Source organism: Lysinibacillus sp. RC79, from assembly GCF_041262405.1.
Taxonomy (GTDB): Bacteria; Bacillota; Bacilli; order Bacillales_A; family Planococcaceae; genus Lysinibacillus.
The window spans coordinates 90,942-116,376 of the sequence record NZ_JBGCCD010000007.1 but is presented as its reverse complement, the minus strand read 5'-3'; the positions used below and the strand labels follow the sequence as shown (position 1 = coordinate 116,376).

Here is a 25,435-nt window from a genome sequence, read left to right as displayed (position 1 = left end):
GCGCAGGTATTCGCTCTTCTTTCGCGGGTATTTCATGGGGATGCGCGAGTATTTCATGAGGATGCGCGAGTATTCGCTCTCCTTCCGCGGGTATTTCATGGTGATGCGCGGGTATTCGCTTTCCTTCCGATGGCATTTCTAATTTGCGCAATCAAATTTAAAAGGGCGATCCAATAACTTCTGGACCGCCCTTTCTATTATAGTTCTTGTCGTAATGCTTGAATAACGTCAATTTTTGTGGCCTTACGTGCTGGACGATAGCCCGAAACCATCGCTACCCCAATACTAATCGCTGATGCAATAAGCACAAGCTGCCAAGGAATAAGGGAGAATGTTATTTCATTTCTACTAAAAGCATCTTCCCCTGTTGCTGCTTTTAGAATTAAAGGTAATGTAGCATTTGCTACAAAGCTAATAACATATGAAATGGCTACCGCTATCAAAGTACCAATAATACCAATGAATGTACTTTCCATTAAGAACAATCGTTGAATAAGCTTTGGACTTGCTCCGATCGCCTTTAAAACTCCGATTTCACGAGTACGCTCTGTAACAGCCATTGTCATTGTATTGAAAATGCCAATTGAGGCGATCAAAACAGCAATTGTTCCAACAAATATTAAACCGATTTTTAAAACTAGGAAAAATACATTCATTTTATCCAATTGCTCAGTAACTGAATAAACGCTATAGCCCTTGTCTTTTAGTTTGTCTAATATCGGCTTTACATTTTCCATGCTATCCGCAAAAATATTAAATTCCGAATAAAACATTTCATCCTCTTTAACCTTACCTGTTGCAGCTAAACTTGAAGCTAGCATTGACTTTTGCTCTGTATCCATATAGATAGAGTTATTAATCATCCAATCATAAGAAGGCTTCTTCATAACACCGACAATCGTATATTTCATGTTCTCTGTCTCTTCTGCCCCATCAGTATGTGGCATTAATGATAATTCGATCTCTTTACCAATTAATGAGCCCTTATAACCTTCCTCACTACCATTATAATACGTGCCTTCTACTTCAGCTTCTTTACTCTTTTCTTCAATAATTTTGCGCTCAGCATCATTGACTAATGTTTGAGCAAAATGATAACCTACAACGATTTCGTTTGGCTTTGTTGGATACTTCCCTTTCTCAAGCTTGCCATTCACTTGCTCAAAATCATGCATATTAGCAACGAATAAATCAGATTGTGTATCACGACCCTCAAAAAGTGAATGTGCAGATGCACTGACAGTAATCGTTTCGAGTACTGTTTCCACATGTTCTATACCTTTTATTTCATTAATTTGTTCCTCTGTAAATTGACCATTACCGAATACTTGAATTTTTGTAACTTTTTCATTCGATAGTATTTCATTACGTAAGGAATCCTGAAGCCCAAACCCAACTGATGCGAGGACAATCAAAAATGCACAGCCCATCGTTGCCGCCAGTACTGTCATAAACACGCGTAATTTATTTTTCTTTATATGCTGTTTAACAAAATCTAATTGATCTTTAAATAACATGTTATGCTTCCTCCTTTACAAGTTCCCCATCGTACATGCGGAAACGTCGATGAGCTATTGTTGCTACTTCCTCGTCGTGAGTAATAATGACAAATGTTAAACCCAGCTCACGGTTTAGACTTTGAATAAGCAGCAATATATCTTGCTCAGTTTCCGAATCAAGACTTCCTGTCGGCTCATCCGCCAACAAAATAGGAGGATTTGTAATTAAGGCTCTTGCAATACTAACACGCTGTTGCTGACCACCTGATAATTCATTTGGATAATGGTCTGCCACCTCTGTTAAACCGACCTTGTCCATTAATTTTTTCACCTTTTCTGTACGCTCAGCTTTCTTGATACCCTGCAACTTTAACGGTAGTTCAATGTTTTCAAACGCCGTTAATCCTGGCATCAGTTGAAAGTTTTGAAAGATAAATCCGAACTGTTGCAAACGAAAAGCTGCACTTTCTGCTTCCGTGAGATTAGCTGTTTCCGTTCCGTTCACCTTAATAGATCCTTGTTCAGATTTCATAAATCCGGCTACTATTTGTAATAAGGTTGATTTACCGGAGCCACTTTTCCCAACAATCGCCACTACTTCTCCTTTTTTCACCTCAAAATTAACACTTTTTAATACCGGAACCTGTTTTTCCTTGCCTTTCTTTCCAATTAAAAATGTATGTTGTAAATTCTCAACTTGAATCATTTTCAAATATACGCCCCTTTTTCATTCTTTAGATTCATCACCATAACGTGAGGTTATGAGCCCTTCTTTCTCCATTGTAGTCAAGAATTCTTAATAAAGTTGAAGGATAAAAATGAAGATATTCTTAAGAAAATGGAAAACTATTAGCAAAACAATTTCTTTACATTCTCTTTACAATTCATTCGAAATTTTATTCGAAATTTTATGTCCAAATAGTATCTTTTTGTATTAAACAGAGGGAAAACTTTTTATAAAACCTATCTTTAAGGCTTTTTTCTGTATTAATAAAAACAAATACAGAGATTTCTTTATTATTTTGTGAACAAATTGTATATTACAGGATTGTAAAGTTTTCTGTAGAATAGAAGAATTTTATGTAGATAAATTAAAGATTTTGTTATGATAGTAAAGTTTAGAGGCCAATTTATTTTATCCAGGAGGATTCGATTTACATGCTTAACTCAAAAAAACAAGACCCTTTCTTTATAGCTTTGCATAAAATTGCTGAGAATATGAGAGAGGCCGTACATTACGCAAATGATTTTCGTATTAACAGTGTAGCTGACCTAAAAGAGATTAGCATTACTATGAAAAATTACGAAACAGCTGGTGATAAGCTCATTCATGAACTAATCGTGATGCTAAACAAATCATTTATGACACCTATCGAACGCGAAGACATTCTAGAATTTGCCATTCGTATGGACGACGTATTAGATGGTACGGAGCATTGTATCGCTCATTTTGAAATGTTCTCTCTAACAGAAGTTGACGAGTCAATGCGTATTTTCTTAGGCTATATTTCAAAAAGTGCTGATGAAATTGTTAAAGCAACAGAAGAGTTAAAGAAAAAGAATCTTATTGGCATGCGCCCACACTCAATTCTTATTAAAGACTACGAGCGTGAATGTGATGAAGTGCAACGTTCATCTATTAAGCAATTATTTCTAAATGAAAAAGATCCAATTCGAATTATTAAATTTAAAGATATATATGAACAACTTGAAGATATCGCTGATCATTGTCAAAACGTTGCAAATACAATGGAAACAATTATCATGCGTAACGCGTAATTAGGAGATGGGCACTTACAATGAACACAATCATTATACTAACCGTACTGGTCGTTATCTTTGCCCTAACATTTGACTTTATCAATGGCTTCCATGATACAGCAAATGCTATCGCAACTTCAGTTTCCACTAGAGCATTGCCACCACGTGTAGCTATCATGATGGCAGCGACGATGAACTTTATCGGAGCTATTACCTTCGTCGGTGTTGCAAAGGCTTTGACAAAAGATATTGTAGATCCATTCTCTTTAAATGCATTTCAAGGAGATACGACAGGTTCAGTCGTTATTTTAGCAGCATTAATTTCGGCTATTATTTGGAACTTACTAACATGGTATTTCGGTATTCCATCGAGTTCTTCACACACTCTGATTGGGTCCATTGCTGGTGCAGCAGTTGCATCTGCCGGCTTCGGAGTTCTAAACTATGGCGGTTTTACTAAAATCATCATGGCCCTAGTGTTATCACCAATCCTTGCGATTTGCGCTGGCTTTATTATGATGACACTGTTTAAATTATGGTTTAAAAACTTAAATTTATATCGTACGAATAAAGGTTTCCGCACGATGCAAATTTTCACTGCCGCAATTCAATCTTTTACACACGGTACAAACGATGCGCAAAAGGCAATGGGGATTATGACCATGGCGTTAATCGCTGGTGGTTTGCATACAGGAGATGAAATTCCTTTTTGGATACGAGCTGCAGCAGCAACTGCAATGGGGCTTGGTACCTCTATCGGCGGCTATAAAATTATTAAAACAGTCGGCGGTAAAATCATGAAAATCCGTCCTGTGAACGGAGTTGCAGCAGATTTAGCTTCTGCATCCATTATCTTCGGTGCTACATTAATTCACCTACCAGTATCCACAACACACGTTATTTCTTCCTCTATCATGGGCGTCGGCTCTGCACAACGGGTACGTGGTGTAAACTGGGGAATGGCGCGTAAAATCGTAACTACTTGGGTTATTACAATGCCAATTTCTGCAGTAATGGCAGCTATTATTTACCTTTTATTATCGTTATTCTTTTAACTTCTTTCCTGAAAGAAGTTAAAGCCTCCGGCGGATGTCACAGAATCGGAAAGGAGTGCTTTATGCAAGCACAAAGCCGATTCTGGACGCAATTATGCCAAGGCATAATTGATTTTGATCGCATACTAAGACTCCTGTTCCTTGTTGGACAGGAGTCTTTACATTGTCACACGACAAAATGCGACACATCCTTTACACTATTTTAAAAAGGAGGATAGTACTTACTATGAAAACTTTTTCAGCTTTTATAACAACCCACGCTAAAGCTATCGTAGCCTTATGGTTCGTGATTTTTATTACTATGGCTATGTTTGCCATACAACTTCCAAGTAAGCTTCATGGAGACGGTTTTTTTGTTAAAGGGGATCATACCTACGTAACAAATGAGCTTGCAAAAACATTTGATTTGCCTTCTGATACAATTTTGGTCGTCTTCAATCCAGCTGACGATAAAAAAATTCAGGATACTTTAAAAAAGTTGAAAAAAATGAAGGAGATTCATTCCATCCAGTCACCACTTGATGATCCCTCTTTACAAAAGAATGGTATAGCTTATGCCATGGTTCATATTAAAAATAATGTTGATCATCTACCTGATGTTGTGAAAGACATTCGTTCATTAATAGAGAATGACGGTGTGAGCATTACAGGCGGGCCCGTTATTTCAGAAGATATCAATACAGCAAGTCAAAAGGATTTAGCATCAGCGGAAGCAATAGGATTACCAATCGCTATCATAGTGCTATTACTAGCTTTCGGTACTGTCGTTGCTTCAATCTTACCTATCATTATCGGGGTTGTTACTGTTGTCACTGCGTTTGGAATTTTGACTTTGTTTAGCGGTAATATCAATTTATCAATTTTTGTGTTAAATATAGTACCAATGCTTGGACTTGCATTAAGCATTGATTTTGCCTTGTTGTTTATTAACCGGTATCGCGAAGAACGTGCCCATACATCCATTGTACAGGCTATTCAAACGGCGATAGAGACAGCTGGTCGCTCTATTATCTTTTCTGCTGTTTGTGTCATGATCGGCTTAGGTGCCATGATTGTCATCGACGTTGAAATTTTTCAAAATATCGCTTTAGGAGGCGCAATTGTTGTATTCCTTGCAGTACTTTCTGGCTTAACATTGCTACCTGCTACGATGATGCTATTAGGAGATCGCCTAAATAAATGGCGCTTATTACGTGTAAAGCCTGGTGGAGCAAATCGTTGGCGTGGCTTTGCCGGCTTTGTCATGAAACATCCAGTGACCATCGTTATTGTGGCATTATTATTACTAGGTATTGGTATGATTCCATTGAAGGATATTAAACTTACAATTCCTCAGGTGGATTCATTACCGACAAAATATGATGCACGTGCAGCCTATGATCAATTAGACAAAACGTTTGGACTTGGTGATACCTCAACTTTATATTTACTAGCAGAGCGTAAGGAAGGTTGGGAAGATAGTGAGGCAAGAGAGCTTATTTACAATATTCAAGAAAAGTTACTTGATGACCCACTAGTAAATCATGTATCAACCATTTATACGACGGCTAACATTAAGTCACCTGAGGAACTGACAGCTTCTTTGAAAATTCCACAAGTGGCAGAACAATTAACACCAATTCTAAATACATTTTCTAAAGATAAACAACTCTTTATCCCAATTACATTGGATGCAGCCGGATCATCAACTACTGCTCAAAAATTCGTTCGGACATGGAAAGATAAAGATTTAGGTGTCGACTTCGCTCTCGGAGGTCATGCGAAATTCAATCAAGAAATTTTTGATGAAATCTCTAGTAAAATTTTCTTGGCTGTAGCCATTATTATCGTATCAACATTCTTTATTTTAATGCTCGCTTTCCGCTCTATTTTAATCCCACTGAAAGCGATTATAATGAATATCATTGGACTTTCATCAGCCTTCGGTATTCTCGTCTATATTTTCCAATACGGGCATTTGGGTATTGAAGCCGGTACGATTGTCCTTATAATCCCAGTAATTGTATTTTGTCTTGTATTCGGCTTAAGTATGGACTATGAAGTCTTTTTAATATCACGTATTCAAGAGGAATATCAAAAAGGGGCGGATAATACACGTGCCACGATTGATGGTCTAACCTCTACAAGCCGTATCATTACGTCTGCAGCGCTTATTATGATTGTTATAACAGGAGCATTCGCTTTTACAGATGTGATGCCTGTGAAGCAAATTGGGGTTGGTATAGCTATTGCAGTCGCCATCGATGCAACGATTATTCGTCTCATGCTCGTTCCAAGTCTTATGAAGCTCTTTGGGGATTGGAATTGGTGGCTACCTTTCGCAAAGAAACAAAAATAAAAGAATCCGCAACCTCCCGTGAACTCTCTCTCACAAAGGTTGCGGATTTTTTCTTATTTTGAATAAATACGGTCGTACCATTCTTTTGCTGCCTCTACCTCAGGCATTGTAAGCTGATGACCATAATTAAACCACACAGTTGTCACATCTGCCCCTGCTGACGTTAAAAGCGCCTCTAAGTCTTCAGATTCCTGAGCGGTACACATGGGATCATTCGTTCCAGCACCGATAAAGACAGGGATCGAAGAAAGTCTAGGTAATTCAATATCACGTCTAGGCACCATTGGATGATGCAGTATTGCACCTGCTAGAGCATCCTCATAATGGAATAATAGGCTAGCAGCAATATTCGCGCCATTAGAGTAGCCGATAGCAACCACTCGATTACGATCAAAGCCATACTGCTGTGCTGCTTCTAATAAAAAGTCATTTAATTCCTTCATACGGAAAATTAAATCCTCTATATCAAAAACACCTTCCGCTAAACGACGGAAAAAGCGTGGCATACCATTTTCAAGGACATTTCCACGGACGCTTAAAATGCTTGCTGTTTCATCAATTTCCTTTGCAAGGCCAATTAAGCTTTGTTCATTTCCGCCTGTACCATGTAACAGTAAAAAAGTTGGTTTTGTTTCATCTGTTCCTTTATGAAAAACGTGTTGCATTTACAGCCCACCTCTCAATTATCTTGAATTCGAGATAATTGTAGCTTGCGGCAAAATTAAATTCAAGCTCTTTGACTTATTAATTTCTCGATTTTCACGATTTGGCTGTTCCTCATGGTCTTTATAAAATTTTGTAATCGTAAATACAGAAATTAAACAAACAGCTATAACAACAGCAATAACTATTCCCACTATTTTTTTCCCATTCATTTGTTATGATCCCCCGTATTACTTATTTCTTTTTACGAAAGCCCTCTTCTAGCAAATATTCTTTCGCAGCATCATGTGTGCCAAAGGCTTCCTCTAAATTTTCACCATGATAAACATTCCAAGAACGTTGCTCACAAGCTAGCTTTAATTGAATACCTTCACGATTTTGCCACATCTCTTCGATCGGCCCTTGCTCTTCTTCTTCTTCCGATAAATATTGAATGGCATCTTCAATAATTTCACGAAGCTGTTGTTCATCGTAGTCACGAATATTTACTAGGCCTTTATCGTTTGCTTCTTCCTCATAGCGCAATAAGTCACCAACAAAGACAAAGCCGTTGCCATTTGGGTGTAGCTTTTCCACAACAATTGTCTTTTCATAAAGACTATCCATAAAATGGTAATTCAAGCGTTTTAATGAAATTTCCTTTTTTGTAAGTCCAGGGAATGATTCAATGATGGTTTGTTTTTGTTCAAATGTTAGCATATAAAAATGCTCCTTTTCTATTCAATCTATCTTTCAGTATAACTTATTTTTCCTGTTATTTTGAAGTGAAATAGGACAAGCCTTATGGAAAGCTTGCCCTACATTTTTTCAGTTACTCATATGTCTCATTAAACATTTTATCTTTTACAAACTTAATAACATGTGCAACGTATAGTTCGCGGTAAGGGACAAATTGTGCTGTACTTACTGGGCGCACAATTTTCGCTCGTTGACCATCAGGGAAATATTCATAGCCTTCAATATTTAGAGTAGCTGTTTCTCCTAAAAAGAATGCCTCTGCCTCATCAAGTTTTGCTCGAACGACCCCTGATACTTCCTCATACTGCAGTTCAAATGATTCCCAATCATGTTTGAATGGATATATATAAACATGACAAAATTCATTGTCTATCATGTTTTCCGAAACGATACTACAAGATGTCATGCCCATTTTAACAACTTCGTGTACGTCGACATCGAGCCCTAGTTCTTCCTTCACTTCACGAATTCCTGATTCTACTGTCTCTACGGCCAATAGATGCCCCGCCGCTGTAATATCAAGCAAGCCAGGGTAGTCCTTTTTTTGTGAACTACGGATTTGGAAATAGATATAGTTCTCATTGACAAGCCAACAGTGGAATGTTTCATGCCATAGTCCTTTTTCATGTACTTCTGCTCTCGTTGCTGTCCCAATCTCTTCATGCTGTTCATTAAAAACTTTCACAATTTCTTGTTCCATTTTTTCGACTCCTATACTGACTTCGTAGCCTTTTTCTTAATCACGTTACGTTCATCATAAATATTGGATGCGATCACTTTTAAAACTGCATAAAATGGTACTGCAATGATAATTCCGATGAAGCCTGCAATATTACCTGCTGCTAAAATAACTGTAATAACTGTTAACGGATGTATATCGAGTGTTTTCCCCATTACGTTAGGAGTTATAAAGTTACTATCAATTTGCTGCGCCACGAGTGTGACAACAGACACCCATATGACTAACACTGGATCCTGAACAATAGCCACAATCAGTGCTGGTGTAAAGGCGATCCATGGTCCAATAAACGGAATCATATTCATAAAGAACGCGAATATAACAAGTAGCAACGAATATTCTAGACCTATAATTAAATACCCTACATACATAATGGATGCTAGTAAAAAACTAATCTGTAGCTGTCCTTGAATATAGCTACGTAAAACATCGTCAATTTCACTTAACGTCTTTTTCACCCATTCTCGACGTTCACCACTGAAATATTTATAAACTGACGGCGCAAATTTTTCATGATCCTTCAACATAAAAATAAAGAAGAATGGAATTAAAATAGCTAATAAAGAAACTGATACAACTGATTGTAAAAACGAAACTAGCCCCTTACTTGCTACAACGGCAAAATGCTGCACAGAATTTGCCATATTGTCGATAAAATCTTTTAACTGTGGCGGGAAGTTATCTTTGTTTCGCAACACATAATCGGCTGCATCTTGTATACTAGCACTAATCTGTGGTACATTTTTCACTAAATTATTAACCTGCACTGCAATTGGATTACCAACAATCCAACCAAAGCCACCAACAAGCGCTATAAGTCCAATGATTATCGTTAATATACTTGCCCATCTCGGAAATTTACGCTTCTCTAAAAACCTCTGAATCGGCTCCGTAACATAATACAAAACACCGCCAAGCAACAAAGGTACAAAAACAGCCTTTAAAATAATAACAAGCGGAGAAAAAATCCAATGAATCTCTATAAAATATTTAATGACTAGTAGAGCAAGTAAAACCCCTACGCCTACTTGAAACCAAACTTTCCTCGTCACTTTCTTCACTTCCTTTTATCACAGTTACTGAAAATACTACTTATATATTAACCATTTCGCAAGTATTCTATTATTTATTGTCAAAACAAAAGAGTTTTTGAAACTAAAAAAATTCACAACCCTCCAACGGGCAATCCCGCAAGTCCCTCAAATGCTAAAGCATCTAAGGAAGCTCGGACGGATTGTTTCCCCACAGGAGTGTCGCGAATTTTCACTAATGTTGCATAACGTAGTAGTCTATAATTTTGTATCGTCTACTGAATTTAAGTAATCTTCAATATCATCAATGACCGATTCAACACAGCCATCCTCAAATGGTGAAATTAAGCCTGCTTCTTTTACAAGCTTCGTAAAGGACATAGAGCCGCCTAAACCACATAAATGAGTATAGTCCTTCCAGGCAGCATCAAATTCTTCACGTGAACGTTTCCAGAATTGGAATGCACAAATTTGCGCTAACGTGTAATCAATGTAATAGAATGGACTTGAATAAATATGCGCTTGACGTTGCCATATACTGCCTGCTTCTAGATAGCTATTATGATCATAGTCACGATGTGGTAAATATGTCTCCTCAATTTTTTTCCACGCAGCTTTACGTTCAGCTGGTGTCATACTAGGATTTTCATAGATCACATGCTGGAACTCATCAACTGCAACACCGTAAGGAAGGAATAGTAAGCCACTACTTAAGTGTGTGAACTTATATTTCTCTGTGTCTTCCTTAAAGAATAGCTCCATCCATGGCCATGTGAAAAATTCCATACTCATCGAGTGAATTTCACAAGATTCATATGTTGGCCATAAATATTCCGGGATTCCAATGTTACGACTTGAATAGACTTGGAAAGCATGTCCAGCTTCATGTGTTAACACATCGATATCGCCAGAAGTACCATTAAAGTTCGAGAAGATAAATGGTGAGTGATAGTTTTCAATAAATGTACAATAACCACCACTCTCTTTACCTTTCTTCGCCACTAAGTCCATTAATTCATGGTCAATCATAAAGTTAAAGAATTCACCAGTCTCAGGCGATAGCTCTTCATACATTTTTTTACCGTTCGCAACAATCCATTCCGGATCGCCTTTTGGTGTAGCATTTCCTGAAACAAAGTTGAATGCTTCATCATAGAACTTAAAATCAGAAATACCAATACGCTTTGCCTGACGTTCATATAATTTTGTGGCAATAGGTACGATTAAATCACGAACTTGGTCACGGAATTTCTTTACCATATCCGCATTATAATCAATGCGATTCATTCGAATATAGCCTAGTTCGACATAGTTTTTATAGCCTAATTTAACAGCGATTTCATGGCGCACCTTGACAAGCTCATCATATAGTCGATCAAATTCATCTTCATGATCAGCAAAAAAGCCAAAGCGTGCATTCGTTGCCGCCTTACGCACTACACGATCAGTAGACTCTGCATATGGTCCAAGCTGAGCAAGCGTTACTGTTTCACCATTAAAGTCAATTTGTGCAGAGGCAACAAGTTTATTGTATTCTGAAACGAGCTTGTTCTCCTTTTGCATTAAATCAATGACTGCTGGTGAAAAGCCTTTAATTTGATAGGTTGCTAAATCAAATAATTGCTGACCCCATTTTTCTTCTAACTGCTCACGGAATGGTGAAACGATTAGCGCTTTATAATATTCTGTTGATACCTCTTCCAACTCAGGTCCAACCTCGTCAAAATAATCGCGTTCTGCATGATAAAATTCATCATTCGTATCAATCGAAGCACGAATGTACACTAAGTTTGCCATCGTAGCGTAGTCATTACTCAGTCCGTTTAATTTCTCAATTATGTCACTTTGCCCGTCCATTGTTTGAGCATTTTTAAATTGATCAATTAAGGATAATTGTTGCTCTTTCATTTCCTCGATATTCGGACGGCTGTACTCATAGTCTTTAAACATTTTCATAGTAATCCCCTCTTTCTGTCATATACCCCGTTATATTTCTATTATATGCCAAATCTATCTTATTAAGAAACAATTTAATAACCAATTATATATGTTTTTAATAGTGCTGCCCTTTCACGTAGATTTAACTTTACTTCCACTGATTTTGGCGTTTTCGCCGCCACGACATCTACTTCAAAACCTAAAGACTCAGCTAAATATTTTGCACGCTTTAAATGAAAATCATTAGAAAGAATCGTGATTTTCTTAGTTTCTTTAGGCAAAAGTTCTTTAGAAAATAATAAGTTCTCATAAGTTGAAGTAGATTGGTCTTCCACTAATATTCTATTAGTATCAATGCCATTGTCCTGTAAGTATTTAAGCATGACAGAAGCCTCTGTCCGATCTTCATCCGCCCCTTGCCCACCTGAAACAATTACTTTTACATGAGGATATTTGTTTAAATACTTTACAGCCTCTTCTAATCTATTTTTCAAAGAAAGTGATGGAATTCCACCCGGTTTTACCTTTGCTCCCAGGACAATCATGTATGTAGCTGTTCCGTTTGCAGCTGGCTGGACACCTTGTTTCATCTCCTCGCCGAGCCAAATATAAACAACACTACAAATACCAAGTAGTATAACCCCTAATCTTATTACCCATTTTTTCACGATTGATCCCCCCTTACCTTTTATTAACGTTTAGACAAAAAAAAGGATGCTTGTACTAGAATTACTGTACAAACATCCTTGATTGATTATCTTAATATAAAGCGCTTAATAGATTCCTGTAATGCCGTTATTTCATCTGTTAAATCATTGGAAGATTCACTAACCAGTTGAATAGCACGCTGCTGTTCATCAACGGATGCCGTTACTTCCTCTGATGCAGCTGCATTTTTCTCACTAATCATCGCAATACTTTCGATAGATTGCATAATGTAATCCTTTGAGCTATTCAAATATTCTACTCCTGCAGTCATTTCCCCAATGACAGAAATAATTTTCTCTACGGACAATTCAATTTCCTTGAAGGATGACTCTGTTATGGCAACCGAATCATTTTGTTGACGAACAATAACATTTGTTTTCTTCATTTCATCGTTCACTAAATTCGTTTCACTTTCAATCCCCTTTAAGGTTGTACGCACTAGCTCAGTTGCTACAGATGTTTGATCCGCTAGCTTACGTACCTCCTCAGCAACAACTGCAAAGCCCTTGCCATGCTCACCAGCTCTAGCTGCCTCTATGGATGCATTTAATGCAAGCAGATTCGTCTGATCAGAAATCTCGGTAATGGTACCAACAATGCCTTCAATTTCTCTTACTTTCACAATTAAGCTATTAAATACAGTATAAACATTATTAATCAATTCTGAAGACTCGTGTGATTTCTCTTTTAAGCCGTTTAAATTTATAAGCCCCTCTTGATTTGATCGTTTCATATGTTGAGATGCATCAAGCATTACTTCATTTTTGTCATGCAATCCTTCAATCTGCTGGGCAAAAACAATGGCAGTTTTATTCGTATCCTCAGCATCTGAAGCTTGCTTTACTGCTCCGTCCGAGACCTCATTTATCGCTTTTACTATTTCATCTCCATAAGCGTTTGTTTCCTCTGCTACAGATGTTAGATTTGACGATGTCGATTGAATTTCTGCAATAGCTTCCTCTACATCTGTGATTAATGTTTTCAGTTGATCAACCATTTCATTAAAGCCTTCATTTAACTGACCAATCTCATCTGAGCGTTGTAGATTTTCAATTTCTACAGTTAAATTCCCCTTCGCAACCTCACGTACGCGTTTAGATAATTTTTGCACTGGTAAAGCTAAATGTCTCGAAACCATTATGACAATCACAGTACCTATAATAATGGCACCTAATAATGTAATACCAATAACGAGTAATAATGAATTAGCTTCTTTATTAAAATCTTGCATATATGTACCCGATGCAATGATCCATCCCCAATTAGGATCCTTTACAGAATAAATTATTTTTGGAGCTAATACATCTTGACCAGGTAGCGCAAACTCATATTGTGTAAATCCTCCACCAGCAAGTGCTTTTTCGATTACTTCTCGAATAAAGTAATTGCCGCTACTATCTTGATCGTTCCATAGGCTATCCCCTTCTCGAGTCGGATGGGTTGTTAGTGTCCCTTTATCATCTAAAACATATATATAACCATACTTCCCTAAGTCTCCAGGATATTTAATTGGCCTCTTCCCTTCACTATCCTTTGGTCCTAGAAGTGCCTCCCGCACCCGTTCCTGTGCAACTTCCAAAGGAACGTCGCCCCTTTTAACACTCTCATTTGCAAGCTTCATTAATTGCAAAGTAGATTCAACACTATTTTTGATAACTTGTTCGCCAATATTCTCCATACCTTTATTCGCTTTGTTATAACTAACCAAACCTATCACTAAACTAGGAATAATTAATAATGCTAATGAAATAATAATTAGTTTCCCCTGTATCGAACGTGAAAACTTCATGCTTTAGCCCCCCTTTTTTCTTCGTTCGCCATGACTATTAATCTATATTATGTTATGATTTGAATTTTTTCACAATGGGTAAAACGTAATTTAAGTATGAATTATTCACCTTTTTACCCAGATATACTTGATCACCATAACGTGGATGGGTAGGCTGGGGCGCTTTCCTGGGGGCGACCAATGAACTGAAATCACAGAAAAAACTATCTTTCTACAGGGATATGCCTTATAGAAAAATAGTTTTTTTATTTTTATCGCTCGACTATGATATGATCATAATCCAAGCCACTAAAGCTATTAAAGTAGCGAGAAGAGTTGGGATTGTTAGAACAATACCTATTTTTAAATACTGAACCCAGCCAATTTTAATTCCTTTTTGCTTCAATATATGGAGCCATAACAATGTTGCGAGTGAGCCAATCGGTGTCATTTTAGGACCTAAATTAGTGCCGATGACATTTGCATAAATAAGACCTTCTTTAATAATGCCAGTTGCACTAGTTTCAGCAATAGCTAATGCATCAATCATTACAGTTGGTAGGTTATTCATAATAGCTGACAAAATCGCAGCTACAAACCCCATCGTTATCGTCGCTACCATCAGCCCTTGTTGTATTGCGTGCTCTAATAGACTCGCTAGCAATCCTGTCATTCCTACATTTTTCAAACCATATACAACCACATACATACCGATAGAAAAGAACACAATATTCCATGGTGCCCCTTTCACAACTCTCTTTGTATCTACAATATTGCTACGTCGTGCAAGTAGGAAAAAGATAGCTGCTACACCACATAAAATAAATGACACAGGAATTTTGAAAAACTCACTCATAAAGAAACCAATTAATAAAATTGCTATAACATACCATGATAACAAAAATAATTTCGAATCCCGAATTGCAAGCTTTGGATTACCTACTGCCTCAAGTGAATATTCTTTTGGAATCGAACGGCGAAAAACAATATAAAGTGCAACAATGCTTGCCAGTAAAGAAACTAAGTTCGGTATTATCATATGTAAGAAATATTCCATAAATCCAATACCGAAATAATCTGCCGACACAATATTCGTTAAATTACTAATGACTAACGGTAATGATGTTGTGTCTGCTATAAATCCACTTGCAATAATAAACGGAAAGACCATTTTATCGGTTAAATTTAACTTACGGATCATCGCTAGAACAATTGGTGTTAGTATTAAAGCTGCACCATCATTTGCAAATAATGCTGAAACAATAGCGCCTAGACAGGAAAGATAAATGAATAAGCGGATACCACTTCCCTTTGCCACACGTGCCATATGTAAGGCAGACCATTCAAAGAAGCCTATTTCGTCTAAAATAAGTGAAATAAAAATAATTCCTATGAACGATAACGTTGCATTCCAAACGATCCCTGTTACCTCAACAACATCTTGCCAAGTAACAACTCCGAGCGTCAACGCAATTGCAGCACCAATACAAGCAGACCAGCCGATCGATATTTTACGAGGCTGCACTATTACAAAAAATAAAGTTACTATAAATATAGCAATCGCTAAAAGAGCTTGCACCGTTTTCCTCCCTAAATCAATTATGCCTCGGCATAATTGCGTCCGGAATCGGCTTTGCGCTTAGGCCTGCACGAGGGCCGACACGATGTCGGTCATTTCGGTAATGCCACAGGACGTGGCGTTTTTACCGATGCAGGTCAGTTAGCCGTTATCGCATGGATGCGATGATTTTAAGCTAACATCCTCTAAGGACTCCTTTCCGATTCCGTGACATCCGCCGGAGGCTTTGGGCCAACGTGATGTTGGTCACTCAGTCGTTGCCACAGGACGTGGCGTTCTTAGACTGAGTTCCTCTATTTCAGCGGATGTTTGGACACCCGCTGAAAGAAGTTAAAAACCAGTAGCTTTATTTGCTATTGGTTTTAGTTTGTCGATAAAAGAATAAATTAAAGTGTATCAATAGACAAAGGTTGATTTTCACTCCGAGTTGGCGCTTTCCGCGGGCTTGGCTTCAATCTCCTCGTCACTACGTTCCTGCGGGGCTTTCAGCGCAGGCTCATCCCGCTGGAGTTGCCACTCTCCGTGAAAAATCAACGGCTCCTCATCATTATTATGAGTAGACAAGATGAACCAAAATAGTATGGATTAAAATATCAAAGAGATTCAGCCTAAATAATAATAGGATATGTTTGATTATTATTTTTATATCCAAGAAAAGCCTATTACCATATAACTTTATGCCATCAGGAGTATCGTTTTTTCTACAGACAAAACCAGTAGCTTTAAATTGCTACTGGTTTTATATGTTTATATTATTCGCCTAAATCAGCATTATGGTAAACGTTTTGGACATCCTCTAAATCTTCTAATGCATCAATTAGTTTTTCAAATTTCGCAACGTCGTCACCCGTTAATGCTACTTCTGTTTGAGGAAGCATTGAAAGCTCTGCTACTGTAAATTCTTGAACGCCAGCTGCTTTTAGTGCTTCTTGTGTAGCAAAGAATTGGTCCGGCTCTGCATAAATAATGACAGTCTCATCTTCTTCCAGAATATCACGAGCATCAATATCTGCTTCCATTAAAATTTCAAGAACTTCATCTGCTGATTTACCTTCTAAACCGATAACTGCTGTTGAATCAAACATGTAGGCAACAGATCCACTGACACCCATATTCCCATTATTTTTACCAAATGCAGCACGTACATCAGAAGCAGTACGATTAACATTATTTGTTAAAGCATCAACGATTAACATAGTACCAGCTGGTCCGAAACCTTCATAACGTAATTCGTCGAAGTTTTCATCGCCGCCACCCTTCGCTTTTTCAATTGCTTTTTCAATAATATGTTTAGGAACACTATATGTTTTTGCTCGTTCAAGAACAACTTTAAGGGCACGGTTTGACTCAGGATCTGGTTCGCCTGATTTAGCTGCCACATAAATTTCACGTCCGAATTTTGCATTCACACGACTTGTGCTTTGGTCTTTAGACGCTTTCTTTTCTTTAATATTGTTCCACTTACGACCCATTGTTTCCACTCTCTTTCAAATTATAAGTTTATAAAAATCATAGATGCGCAGCTGCACATCTGTAAATGGTAATTAAATACTTCTCGTATCTTTACTCTGAAAATAATAACACAAATGATGCTTACAAAGCTAGATATGCCAATGTTTAAGGTCGTTTTCTAAAGAATAAATTGTAAAAAAATCAGATCATCACCATAACGTGTGGTTGATTTCCGTTCCAGCTGGGCGCTTTGTTGCTGCCGCTTCGCTTTCGCGCAGAGCAGAGCTTCCTGGGGGCGTCCGATGAGCCGCTTCGCTTCGCTGCAGGGTCTCGGGCCAACACGAGGTTGGTCATAAAGGCGTTATCACAGGATGTGATGCTTTTAGCCTTCGTTCCTCTATTGCTGATCCCCAAGGAGTCGCCCAGCCTCCACTCCAATCAACTTATATACATAGCATACGTTTTAAATGTCATCCTCAACTTTTGGTGTGGTCCAGAAAAATGTTTCACTTAGAGGCACTTTACAATTGATTTTCCACTTTGATTTTTTCTATTAGTGCATGACAGCCTTCTAAAACTAAATCATAGGTTTCTTGAAAATCTCCTGTATAGTATGGATCAGGCACGTCTTTTCGATGGTCAGTTAAATCTAAAAAGCGGAAAATCTTTGGAGAATCAGGATTGCCAAGCATCGTTCGGATATTGTGTATATTGCTTTCATCCATGCCAATAATGTAATCAAAATTTTCAAAGTCAGCCTTTTGTAATTGTCGGCCTTGCATACCCTTTGTTGAGATGCCATATTCTTTTAGCTTACCTTGTGTTCCTCTGTGAGGTGGTTCGCCAATATGCCAAGAGCTTGTTGCAGCTGAATCTACCTCGACTTTATGATTCAAATGCTCTTTCCCTACCAAATCACGCATGACCGCTTCAGCCATTGGCGAGCGACAAATATTACCTAAACAAACAAAAAGCACTCGAATCATTTCTATATCCTCCTACAACAAAGCACTCAAAATCAATCGATCCTGAGTGCCTTCTAAGTCATTTCTTTTCTGCCACAATTCGCTTTTCTAATTCCTCTGTTAAAGCCGTCAGTTCATGCTCAAGACGTTGTGTAAACTCCTCGCGTCCTTCTTTACCCTTGCCTGTCACATAAAATGGCTCTCCATAAATTAGATAACCCTTTCCACGCTTCAAGACATCACCAGCATTACGCGCACCAACATAAGCGGCTGGTACAATTTGCGCTTTTGACAGCTGTGCTATTGTAATCGCACCTTGCTTTAAATCCGATCCTTCTGCATTTCGTGTACCAGATGGGAAAATCCCTACGATTTTACCCTCTTTCAATAACTGTGAAGGGATTTTAATAACACTTGGTCCTGGATTGTCACGGTCAACCGGAAAGGCATTTAAACGCTCTATAAGCCAACCAATGCCTTTAATATCAAACAATTGCTTTTTAGCCATAAAGTGAATTTCTCGAGGAGACATTGAAACCCCAAGGTTTAAAATATCAACATAACCCGTATGTGTACATGCAATAATAAACCCACCTTCCTTCGGTAAGTTTTGCTCCTCATATACACGCGCCTTTGAACCCGTTAATTTTAATATCACTTTGACAAGATTTGCTATAAATTTATACACTGTTTCATTCCTACCTTATTCAATAGTTATTTCCATTGTAATCGAAAAGACCAGTATACTGCAATTGCAGGTGAAATAACTAGACTCTTCCCACTAATACATCAACATCAATCGTAATTTCATTTAACTCGATATTGGCTTCCTCTTTTTTATGCCAGCCCATCGGTGTCATTTCAAGTAGTGCTGGTACAAGCTCTGTAGCTAATGGTACCGTATAAGTGATACGCTCCACACTAACATCATCAAAGCTTTCTTTAAAGCGAGCAACTATTTGTTCATTCGAATACGACTCTTTAGTAGAGTCCGCATATAATTGTGCTCGAAGCTCATGTAGGTACCCACTTTGAGGGACAACCTTAACAACACAACCATTGTGAGTTAATAGACGTTTAAATTCTTCGTAATTGGCGGGCGATAAAATATTTAATATGGCATCGAAGCTTGATCTTGCAAATGGACTTTTCGCTAAATCACCAACACACCAAATTTGCTCTGGATAATGTCGGGATGCAGCAAGTATGCCTTCTTTCGCTATATCAATACCAATGCCAATACAGTTACCTTTTTGCCCTTCCATAATACGGGCTAAATGTGAACCCTCACCACAGCCTGTATCCAGCACGGTTTCTGCGTTAGCAATTACCTCTCCGATTTTATCTTCTACTAAATCATAGATACCACTATCAATAACCGCTTTTCTAGATTCAAAGAGATCTTTACTGTACTTAGAAACAGCACCATGTGTCAGCATATTGACATAACCCTGCTTGGCAATATCAAAAGAATGATTTGAGGAACATACTAATCTACCCTGCTCAAAAACATCCATTGACTCCTGACAAATTGGACAAGCAAAAAGCGTTATATTTTTCTCCATTAAGGCTGCCCCTGCAGCTCTTTTAGAAAGTGCTCCCATTAATTTGCCTCCTTCTGTTCTGTAGGTGAAACAAGCGCGAAACGCTCCCACTTACGACTTCTCCATCTAAAGTATACGATAATGGCTCGCATCCATTCATCTGCCGAAATCGCTAGCCAAATACCTACTAAACCCCAATCTAAAACGAATACAAACAAGTAGCCGAGCGGGAGGCTCATACATACCATTGATAAGAAACCGATTTTCACCGGGAATCTTGCATCCCCAGAGGCACGCAATGAGTTAATAACTACAATATTCATCGTACGCCCTGTTTCAAGCAGAATACTTAATGCTAGGACAGATGCTCCGATGGCTATGACCTCTGGATTATCAGTAAAAACGTGCATAAGTTGCTTACGGAATATCGTCACAACAGCAACCATAGTTATCGTAAAGGCAAAAGCTGCACGTACACTTGACCAAAGCTGATGATAGGCTTGATCTTTTTTACCAGCACCGACATTTCGCCCAATAATTATAGCCGTGCCTGTCCCGATTGCAATCGCAAATAAATACGTAAACATCGAAATATTCATGGCATACTGTCTTGCAGCAAGTGTCTCTGAGCCTAAATACGTTGCATAATAAAGGAAGACAATCTGACAAAACTGATAAAGCACCTGCTCAAATGCTGACGGTAAGCCTATATTTAATATTTTTCGAACATATTCCTTGGAATACTCGAAATAATATTCTAGCTTCACTCTAACATCCATGACTTGATAAAACAGCCAGAAAAACACGAGAATTGCTAATCCACGACTTATAACTGAGGAAATAGCAGCTCCTTTTACACCTAACTCCGGTAATCCTAAATTACCGAAGATTAAACCGTAGTTTAATACAACGTGTAGCACATTCATACCTAATGATACATACATCGTTTGCTTTGTCCATCCATGTACACGGATAATCGCTGCTAACGCATTTATAATTGCTTGTAAAAAAATAAAGCTTCCTATGATTACTAAATAGCTTTGAGCGTATTTAAGCACTTCCCCCTGCAAGTTCATCATGGACATTAAATGACTTGAAAAAAAGAAAAATACGACGCTCATCATTAGTCCAACGACCAAATTCATCGTTACTGCTAAAGCGGAAATCTTCGCAGCTTCAAAAATGCGCCTTGAACCTAAATATTGAGATACAACAATGGAAGCACCATTACCAACTACTTCAAGTATTAAAATTGCAATATGAATATATTGATTGGCTGCACCAACTCCTGATACAGCATTGTCTGATAAAGCACTGAGCATAAATGTATCGGCTAGTCCCATTAACATAAATAAAAATACTTCTAAGAATATCGGCCACGTTAAATGGAACAAACTTAACTTATCTGTCTCTTGTATATCACTTTCTTTTAATGTATCTGCCAATACTTTTCACTTCTCCTATACGCTTCATAAAGATAGATTTTACGGGCAGTTAATCTTCCACTTACCAATTTTGAGGCGGGAGTTTTGTACCTGACGCTTCACTTTCGGTACAAATATATTACGGCCCGTTAACGCGGGATAAAAATATATAGTATCTTATCATAGATTTATAGGGTGTAAAGAGTTTTTATAATGAAACCTTAAAAGAATATGTAAAGCTAGTATAATAAGCAAAAAATCCCTCTCACAATTTTATGTGAAAGGGTTTCTTATCATAGTAAGCAATGGTCCTGCAATTGCATACGTTTTTCTGTTGTTAAGCCAAACTCTTGCTCTAAAAAAGTGGCCTTAGAGCCATATCGGTTATCCATTGCATCAAATGCTGCTTGTAAATAGTCCTCACGGGCAGACATTAAGGCATAAAATTGCTGTAATTCTCGCTCGCTATAATCTTGCTGAATTGTCTGAGCCATTCGCTCTACTAAGGGACGTAGATGTACATTTGTATCTAAATAGTCCTCCATGATCGTTTCCTCAGGTACATCTAAAGCAAGTAAAATAAGTGCACTGCCAATACCTGTTCGATCCTTCCCGACCGCACAATGATGAACAAGCCCTAAATTTTCAGGATGTTGAATCGTTGCTATTAACTCCTTGAACGAGGCATTATTAAAAGGCATTTGTGCATAAAATTCTCTGAACATCTCTGGGCTTACAACCTTATAAAAATCTTTTCCACCAGTGTTTGTAGGCATCTCAAAAGCATGATTTCCCTTTGCTGGTATTTGAATATACTTGGCATACGGGAATACCGGATTAGGATTATTTTGAGCCTCATGGTTGTCTCGATAATCAAAAATTGTTTTCACACCTAGCGTTTCAAATAGCTCCTTATCTGCTTTCGTCATTTTACCAAGTGCTGCTGAACGATAAATCAAACCATTCTTAATAGCACGCCCATCTCTCGACTTATAACCACCCATATCACGGAAATTATAAACTGCCTCAAACGAAGTAATCTTCATATCAAACTGTTTCACTCACTGCACCTCTCTCTGTTAGCAAGCATTCTTATCTCTATTTTATCGAACAATTCGATATAATACCAATTTTCGCACTATGGAATGTTATACACTACTTAGAGAGCGATAAGGGGATTTATTTGAACGTTATCTTTATCGAAGCGGAGCCGGGGGGCCGTATTACCTGATCATTTCTTCATCCAAGCGGAGCGGGGTTTCTCTTTACCCGATCACTTTTCCTTCAAAGCGGAGCAGTTATCCACCTTACCCGATCACTTTCCCGATTAGTCCTCCATCAAAGTGGGGCGGGTTTTTACCAGAGCATTTCACTATCACCCATCAAAAAAAGCTGCCCTTGATAAAGGACAGCTCCAAAATACTATTTTTCAAAATAGACTATTTAAATAACTCAGGGTATACTGCTTTTGCTATTAACTCAACAGCTTCGCCAATACGTGGGCCCGGACGGTTTGAAATATCAGTATCTATAAAATAAACCGCTTTATTTTGAATGGCAGTGATTGAATTCCATCCATCACGAGAAAGGATTTCTGCCGTTGGGTTTTCCACATAGTTTACTGTTGTTAAAATGACATCTGGATTTTTCGCAATAATATCTTCCTCAGATACCTTTGCCCAGCTTTTGAGGTCAGCAAAAACGTTCTTAACATTTGCAGCATTTAAAATTTCCTGTTGGAATGTACCAGAACCAGGTGTATATATGTCTGGCTTTGGACTAATTTCGAAATAGATATTTTTTGGCTCTTTCACATCTTTGACTTTCGCTTGAACTGCCGCAATTTTAGCTTTAATATCTTCATTTAACTTGTCGCCTTTATCTTTGATTCCCATAACCGTTGCGATTTGTTGGATATCCCCATAAACATCATCAAATGATTTAGCTGATTGAATGGCAAACACTTTAATACCTACGTCTTCGAGACCTTTTAAGGCATTTAAATTTTCATCATCGCCTCCAGTTGTATAGGCAATAACGACATCTGGCTTTAACGCTAAAATACGCTCACTATTGAATTTTACAGAATCAGAAACACGCTCAATTTTTTGCGCTTCTTCTGGATACGTATCATACTCAGTTGCACCAACGATTTTATCACCCACACCTAGAGCAAATAGAACTTCTGTATTACTTGGTTGCAATGAAACAACAGTTTTAGGTACGGCATTAAACTCTACTTCTACGCCGCGGTCATCCTTAACTTTATAGCTAGTTTTCTCAACTTGTTGATCTTCCTTAGAAATAGTCTCTTTATTAGTATCCTCTTTCGTGCCACAGCCAACTAATACGAGTGCTAGCATTAACACAGAAAGCCATTGTAGCTTAAACATTTTCTTCATTTCATTGATTCTCCTTTTTCGTTTTCATCGGGTATGACTTACTAATAAACGGTATTTCAGCAATACCAACCCGCTGATTCATAAAGACAGCCATTACAAAAAATACATTGGCTAGTAATCCTAAATAATCAAAGAGAATAGCAGGTATTTCCCGTTCTTCAGATACTATGTGCAAAACGCGATATGATTTTTTCGCCTCACTACGGCATAAATGTAATGCAGTAGCAGCCTCTGTCCCTTGAGGTAATACAAAGTTTTGTATTTCCTCCTTAACATGACTAACATAGAAATCATAGCGATCACTGAGCCAAGTCAAATCATCTTCGGTTACCGCTAATTTACCTCGGACTGAGCCATTTACATGGTAAGCCATTGGTAAAATGGCTAGTAAATCATCTGCTACTACCTCTACCGTTTCCTTTTTTACCGACGCCAAAGCGACGCCAATATGTGTTGTAAGGCTATCCGTTCGAATTTCAAAATCTACCGTTGATGCCTTTTCACGCATAAATGGATAACAAGAATAACGTGCATCTTTTTTCAAATCTAAGTCCCCGCTTTCCTTCGTGAAAATTCTTTAACACCCTCCTTAGGATTTCATCAGGTGAATTATAAGTGTACATAAAAAAACGTTGTTTCCATTCCTAAGGAAACAACGAAAATAACATAAAAATTGTCGCATTGATACGACATAGCCTATGTATTTGCCGCATATTCTCCTAGCTTCCGAAGAGTTATCTATACGTTCAAACAAAGGTCGGTCTCCTGGCTTGTACAGTTCATTCAATCACGTTGTGAGTCATAAAAAACCTTCCCATCAAATAATTCGACAGTGGTATATCTTTATGATTCCTGTACTTACAGTTGCGGAAACAGCTTCGGTTTTTCACCGAATTCCCGATTATGCTATAGTTCAGCACCCTTATTCTGCAAGAATTATTCACTTGTAAAGCAGTTTAACATAGATTGATAGGAAAAAATAGCCGTGGAATTTGAATAAACAAATACGATGGATAAAAATCATGCATGTATTACCTTTTGCACGCGGATATTTTCACTGCCCCCATGGGTATTCATCCTGATCGTGCTGTCGTTTTATTTTTTCATACTTTATAAAACTATTTCTTAACGAAGGTATTGCGCAAAAAATAGACATTTCATAACTTTTAACGGATGGCATTCTTATATTTCTTTTTGAATTTAACATCTCTCTCTTCCTCAATTAAACGCTGTGCAATCTCTAGTAGTTTTGGGTCATTCGTTGCATCGAATAACTTTTTAAAGGATACAATAATATCATAGCGTATTAATGTCGGGTTCTTTTCGTCTAAGCATATTTGAAATCTTTTCGCCAAATATGAAACGACTAAATCTCTTTGTACCTGCCCTGCTAAACCTATTCTCCAAATTGCCTGTAAAGTATGCCTCGCAGTCACTGTTTTTTCATCATACGTTACGGCCCAAATCTTTAAGAAGTCCTCTAATACTCTTTCTTCAGGATCACTTTTTGCTGCCAATGCGCATAAAAATTGTGCAGCACTTGCACGCACATGTTCGTTTTTGTATGTAAGAGCCTGAACAAGTTGTTCCCAAACTGAATATGTCCAATCAACTGGTTCCTGCATAATTTTCATTAATCCTTCGTATGATTTGTATTGTATATCACGGTCACGCTCTGTTAAATTACTAAAAAGTTGCAAAATCTCTTTTTCCATGATTCATCCCTACCTTTATTGTTTCAGAACGTAAAAAATGGTGTACTTGTAAGTGTTGTCTTGATTTCTATTATTCGTTACTTTACTACTACGAAATTAAAGTCGCAAATGATTTT

General features: G+C 37.8%; 23 protein-coding genes and 1 riboswitch. Of the genes, 3 read left to right on the top strand and 20 right to left on the bottom strand.

Features of this window, described 5'->3' with window-relative positions; all coding sequences use genetic code 11:
- Positions 1 to 197: 197 nt before the first annotated feature.
- On the bottom strand, positions 198 to 1,517 hold the full coding sequence (locus ABH968_RS09335; RefSeq protein ID WP_370043785.1) for an ABC transporter permease: 1,320 nt from the start codon (positions 1,515 to 1,517) through the stop codon (positions 198 to 200).
- 1 nt (position 1,518) lies between these two features.
- A complete protein-coding gene (locus tag ABH968_RS09330; RefSeq protein WP_370043852.1) occupies positions 1,519 to 2,205 on the bottom strand; it encodes an ABC transporter ATP-binding protein in 687 nt (228 codons plus the stop codon).
- Between the two features lie 452 nt (positions 2,206 to 2,657).
- On the opposite strand from ABH968_RS09330, the gene ABH968_RS09325 reads away from it, so the two are divergent.
- The 3 genes from ABH968_RS09325 to ABH968_RS09315 all read left to right on the top strand — a co-directional run bounded on the left by ABH968_RS09325 (position 2,658) and on the right by ABH968_RS09315 (position 6,653).
- Positions 2,658 to 3,278 carry a DUF47 domain-containing protein gene (locus tag ABH968_RS09325; protein WP_053593946.1) on the top strand — a complete coding sequence of 207 codons (621 nt, stop codon included), beginning with the start codon at positions 2,658 to 2,660 and terminating at the stop codon, positions 3,276 to 3,278.
- 20 nt (positions 3,279 to 3,298) lie between these two features.
- Positions 3,299 to 4,315, top strand: a complete 1,017-nt coding sequence (locus tag ABH968_RS09320; RefSeq protein ID WP_370043784.1) for an inorganic phosphate transporter — start codon at positions 3,299 to 3,301, stop codon at positions 4,313 to 4,315.
- A 226-nt stretch (positions 4,316 to 4,541) separates the two neighbouring features.
- The gene (locus tag ABH968_RS09315) at positions 4,542 to 6,653 is read left to right on the top strand and encodes an MMPL family transporter (RefSeq protein WP_370043783.1); all 2,112 of its coding nucleotides are present in this window, start codon (positions 4,542 to 4,544) and stop codon (positions 6,651 to 6,653) included.
- Positions 6,654 to 6,706: 53 nt separating this feature from the next.
- Here ABH968_RS09315 and ABH968_RS09310 read toward each other — a convergent pair whose 3' ends face one another.
- The 18 genes from ABH968_RS09310 to ABH968_RS09225 form a co-directional block, all read right to left on the bottom strand.
- Positions 6,707 to 7,318 (bottom strand): alpha/beta hydrolase, encoded by a 612-nt coding sequence (locus tag ABH968_RS09310; RefSeq protein ID WP_370043782.1) that lies wholly within the window; start codon positions 7,316 to 7,318, stop codon positions 6,707 to 6,709.
- A gap of 18 nt (positions 7,319 to 7,336) precedes the next feature.
- Entirely contained in the window at positions 7,337 to 7,528 is a 192-nt protein-coding gene (locus ABH968_RS09305; RefSeq protein WP_370043781.1) for a hypothetical protein, read from the bottom strand.
- A 22-nt stretch (positions 7,529 to 7,550) separates the two neighbouring features.
- The gene (locus ABH968_RS09300) at positions 7,551 to 8,015 is read right to left on the bottom strand and encodes a hypothetical protein (RefSeq protein WP_370043780.1); all 465 of its coding nucleotides are present in this window, start codon (positions 8,013 to 8,015) and stop codon (positions 7,551 to 7,553) included.
- Between the two features lie 112 nt (positions 8,016 to 8,127).
- Positions 8,128 to 8,754, bottom strand: a complete 627-nt coding sequence (locus ABH968_RS09295) for an NUDIX hydrolase (RefSeq protein WP_370043779.1) — start codon at positions 8,752 to 8,754, stop codon at positions 8,128 to 8,130.
- Between the two features lie 11 nt (positions 8,755 to 8,765).
- Positions 8,766 to 9,845: an AI-2E family transporter gene (locus tag ABH968_RS09290; RefSeq protein ID WP_370043778.1), complete on the bottom strand. Its 1,080-nt coding sequence runs from the start codon at positions 9,843 to 9,845 to the stop codon at positions 8,766 to 8,768.
- A gap of 237 nt (positions 9,846 to 10,082) precedes the next feature.
- The gene (locus tag ABH968_RS09285; RefSeq protein WP_370043777.1) at positions 10,083 to 11,780 is read right to left on the bottom strand and encodes a M3 family oligoendopeptidase; all 1,698 of its coding nucleotides are present in this window, start codon (positions 11,778 to 11,780) and stop codon (positions 10,083 to 10,085) included.
- 74 nt (positions 11,781 to 11,854) lie between these two features.
- Positions 11,855 to 12,430: a YdcF family protein gene (locus tag ABH968_RS09280; RefSeq protein WP_370043776.1), complete on the bottom strand. Its 576-nt coding sequence runs from the start codon at positions 12,428 to 12,430 to the stop codon at positions 11,855 to 11,857.
- 86 nt (positions 12,431 to 12,516) lie between these two features.
- On the bottom strand, positions 12,517 to 14,259 hold the full coding sequence (locus tag ABH968_RS09275; protein ID WP_370043775.1) for a methyl-accepting chemotaxis protein: 1,743 nt from the start codon (positions 14,257 to 14,259) through the stop codon (positions 12,517 to 12,519).
- Between the two features lie 262 nt (positions 14,260 to 14,521).
- Complete coding sequence (locus tag ABH968_RS09270; protein WP_370043774.1) at positions 14,522 to 15,817, bottom strand: arsenic transporter; 1,296 nt, start codon at positions 15,815 to 15,817, stop codon at positions 14,522 to 14,524.
- Between the two features lie 752 nt (positions 15,818 to 16,569).
- Complete coding sequence (locus ABH968_RS09265) at positions 16,570 to 17,289, bottom strand: YebC/PmpR family DNA-binding transcriptional regulator (protein ID WP_370043773.1); 720 nt, start codon at positions 17,287 to 17,289, stop codon at positions 16,570 to 16,572.
- A 501-nt stretch (positions 17,290 to 17,790) separates the two neighbouring features.
- Entirely contained in the window at positions 17,791 to 18,255 is a 465-nt protein-coding gene (locus ABH968_RS09260) for a low molecular weight protein-tyrosine-phosphatase (RefSeq protein ID WP_370043772.1), read from the bottom strand.
- A 58-nt stretch (positions 18,256 to 18,313) separates the two neighbouring features.
- Positions 18,314 to 18,922, bottom strand: a complete 609-nt coding sequence (locus ABH968_RS09255) for a lysophospholipid acyltransferase family protein (protein ID WP_370043771.1) — start codon at positions 18,920 to 18,922, stop codon at positions 18,314 to 18,316.
- A gap of 79 nt (positions 18,923 to 19,001) precedes the next feature.
- Positions 19,002 to 19,838: a putative RNA methyltransferase gene (locus ABH968_RS09250; protein ID WP_370043770.1), complete on the bottom strand. Its 837-nt coding sequence runs from the start codon at positions 19,836 to 19,838 to the stop codon at positions 19,002 to 19,004.
- Positions 19,838 to 21,223, bottom strand: coding sequence for an MATE family efflux transporter (locus ABH968_RS09245; RefSeq protein WP_370043769.1), 1,386 nt, complete (start codon positions 21,221 to 21,223; stop codon positions 19,838 to 19,840). Before ABH968_RS09245 ends, ABH968_RS09250 begins: the two co-directional genes overlap by 1 nt.
- Positions 21,224 to 21,495: 272 nt before the next feature.
- Positions 21,496 to 22,263, bottom strand: coding sequence for a tyrosine-protein phosphatase (locus ABH968_RS09240; protein ID WP_370043768.1), 768 nt, complete (start codon positions 22,261 to 22,263; stop codon positions 21,496 to 21,498).
- A gap of 378 nt (positions 22,264 to 22,641) precedes the next feature.
- Complete coding sequence (locus tag ABH968_RS09235) at positions 22,642 to 23,604, bottom strand: ABC transporter substrate-binding protein (RefSeq protein WP_370043767.1); 963 nt, start codon at positions 23,602 to 23,604, stop codon at positions 22,642 to 22,644.
- A gap of 1 nt (position 23,605) precedes the next feature.
- Complete coding sequence (locus tag ABH968_RS09230; RefSeq protein WP_370043766.1) at positions 23,606 to 24,148, bottom strand: hypothetical protein; 543 nt, start codon at positions 24,146 to 24,148, stop codon at positions 23,606 to 23,608.
- A gap of 194 nt (positions 24,149 to 24,342) precedes the next feature.
- Positions 24,343 to 24,544, bottom strand: a riboswitch (cobalamin riboswitch).
- Positions 24,545 to 24,770: 226 nt separating this feature from the next.
- Complete coding sequence (locus ABH968_RS09225; RefSeq protein ID WP_370043765.1) at positions 24,771 to 25,319, bottom strand: hypothetical protein; 549 nt, start codon at positions 25,317 to 25,319, stop codon at positions 24,771 to 24,773.
- Positions 25,320 to 25,435 lie beyond the last annotated feature (116 nt).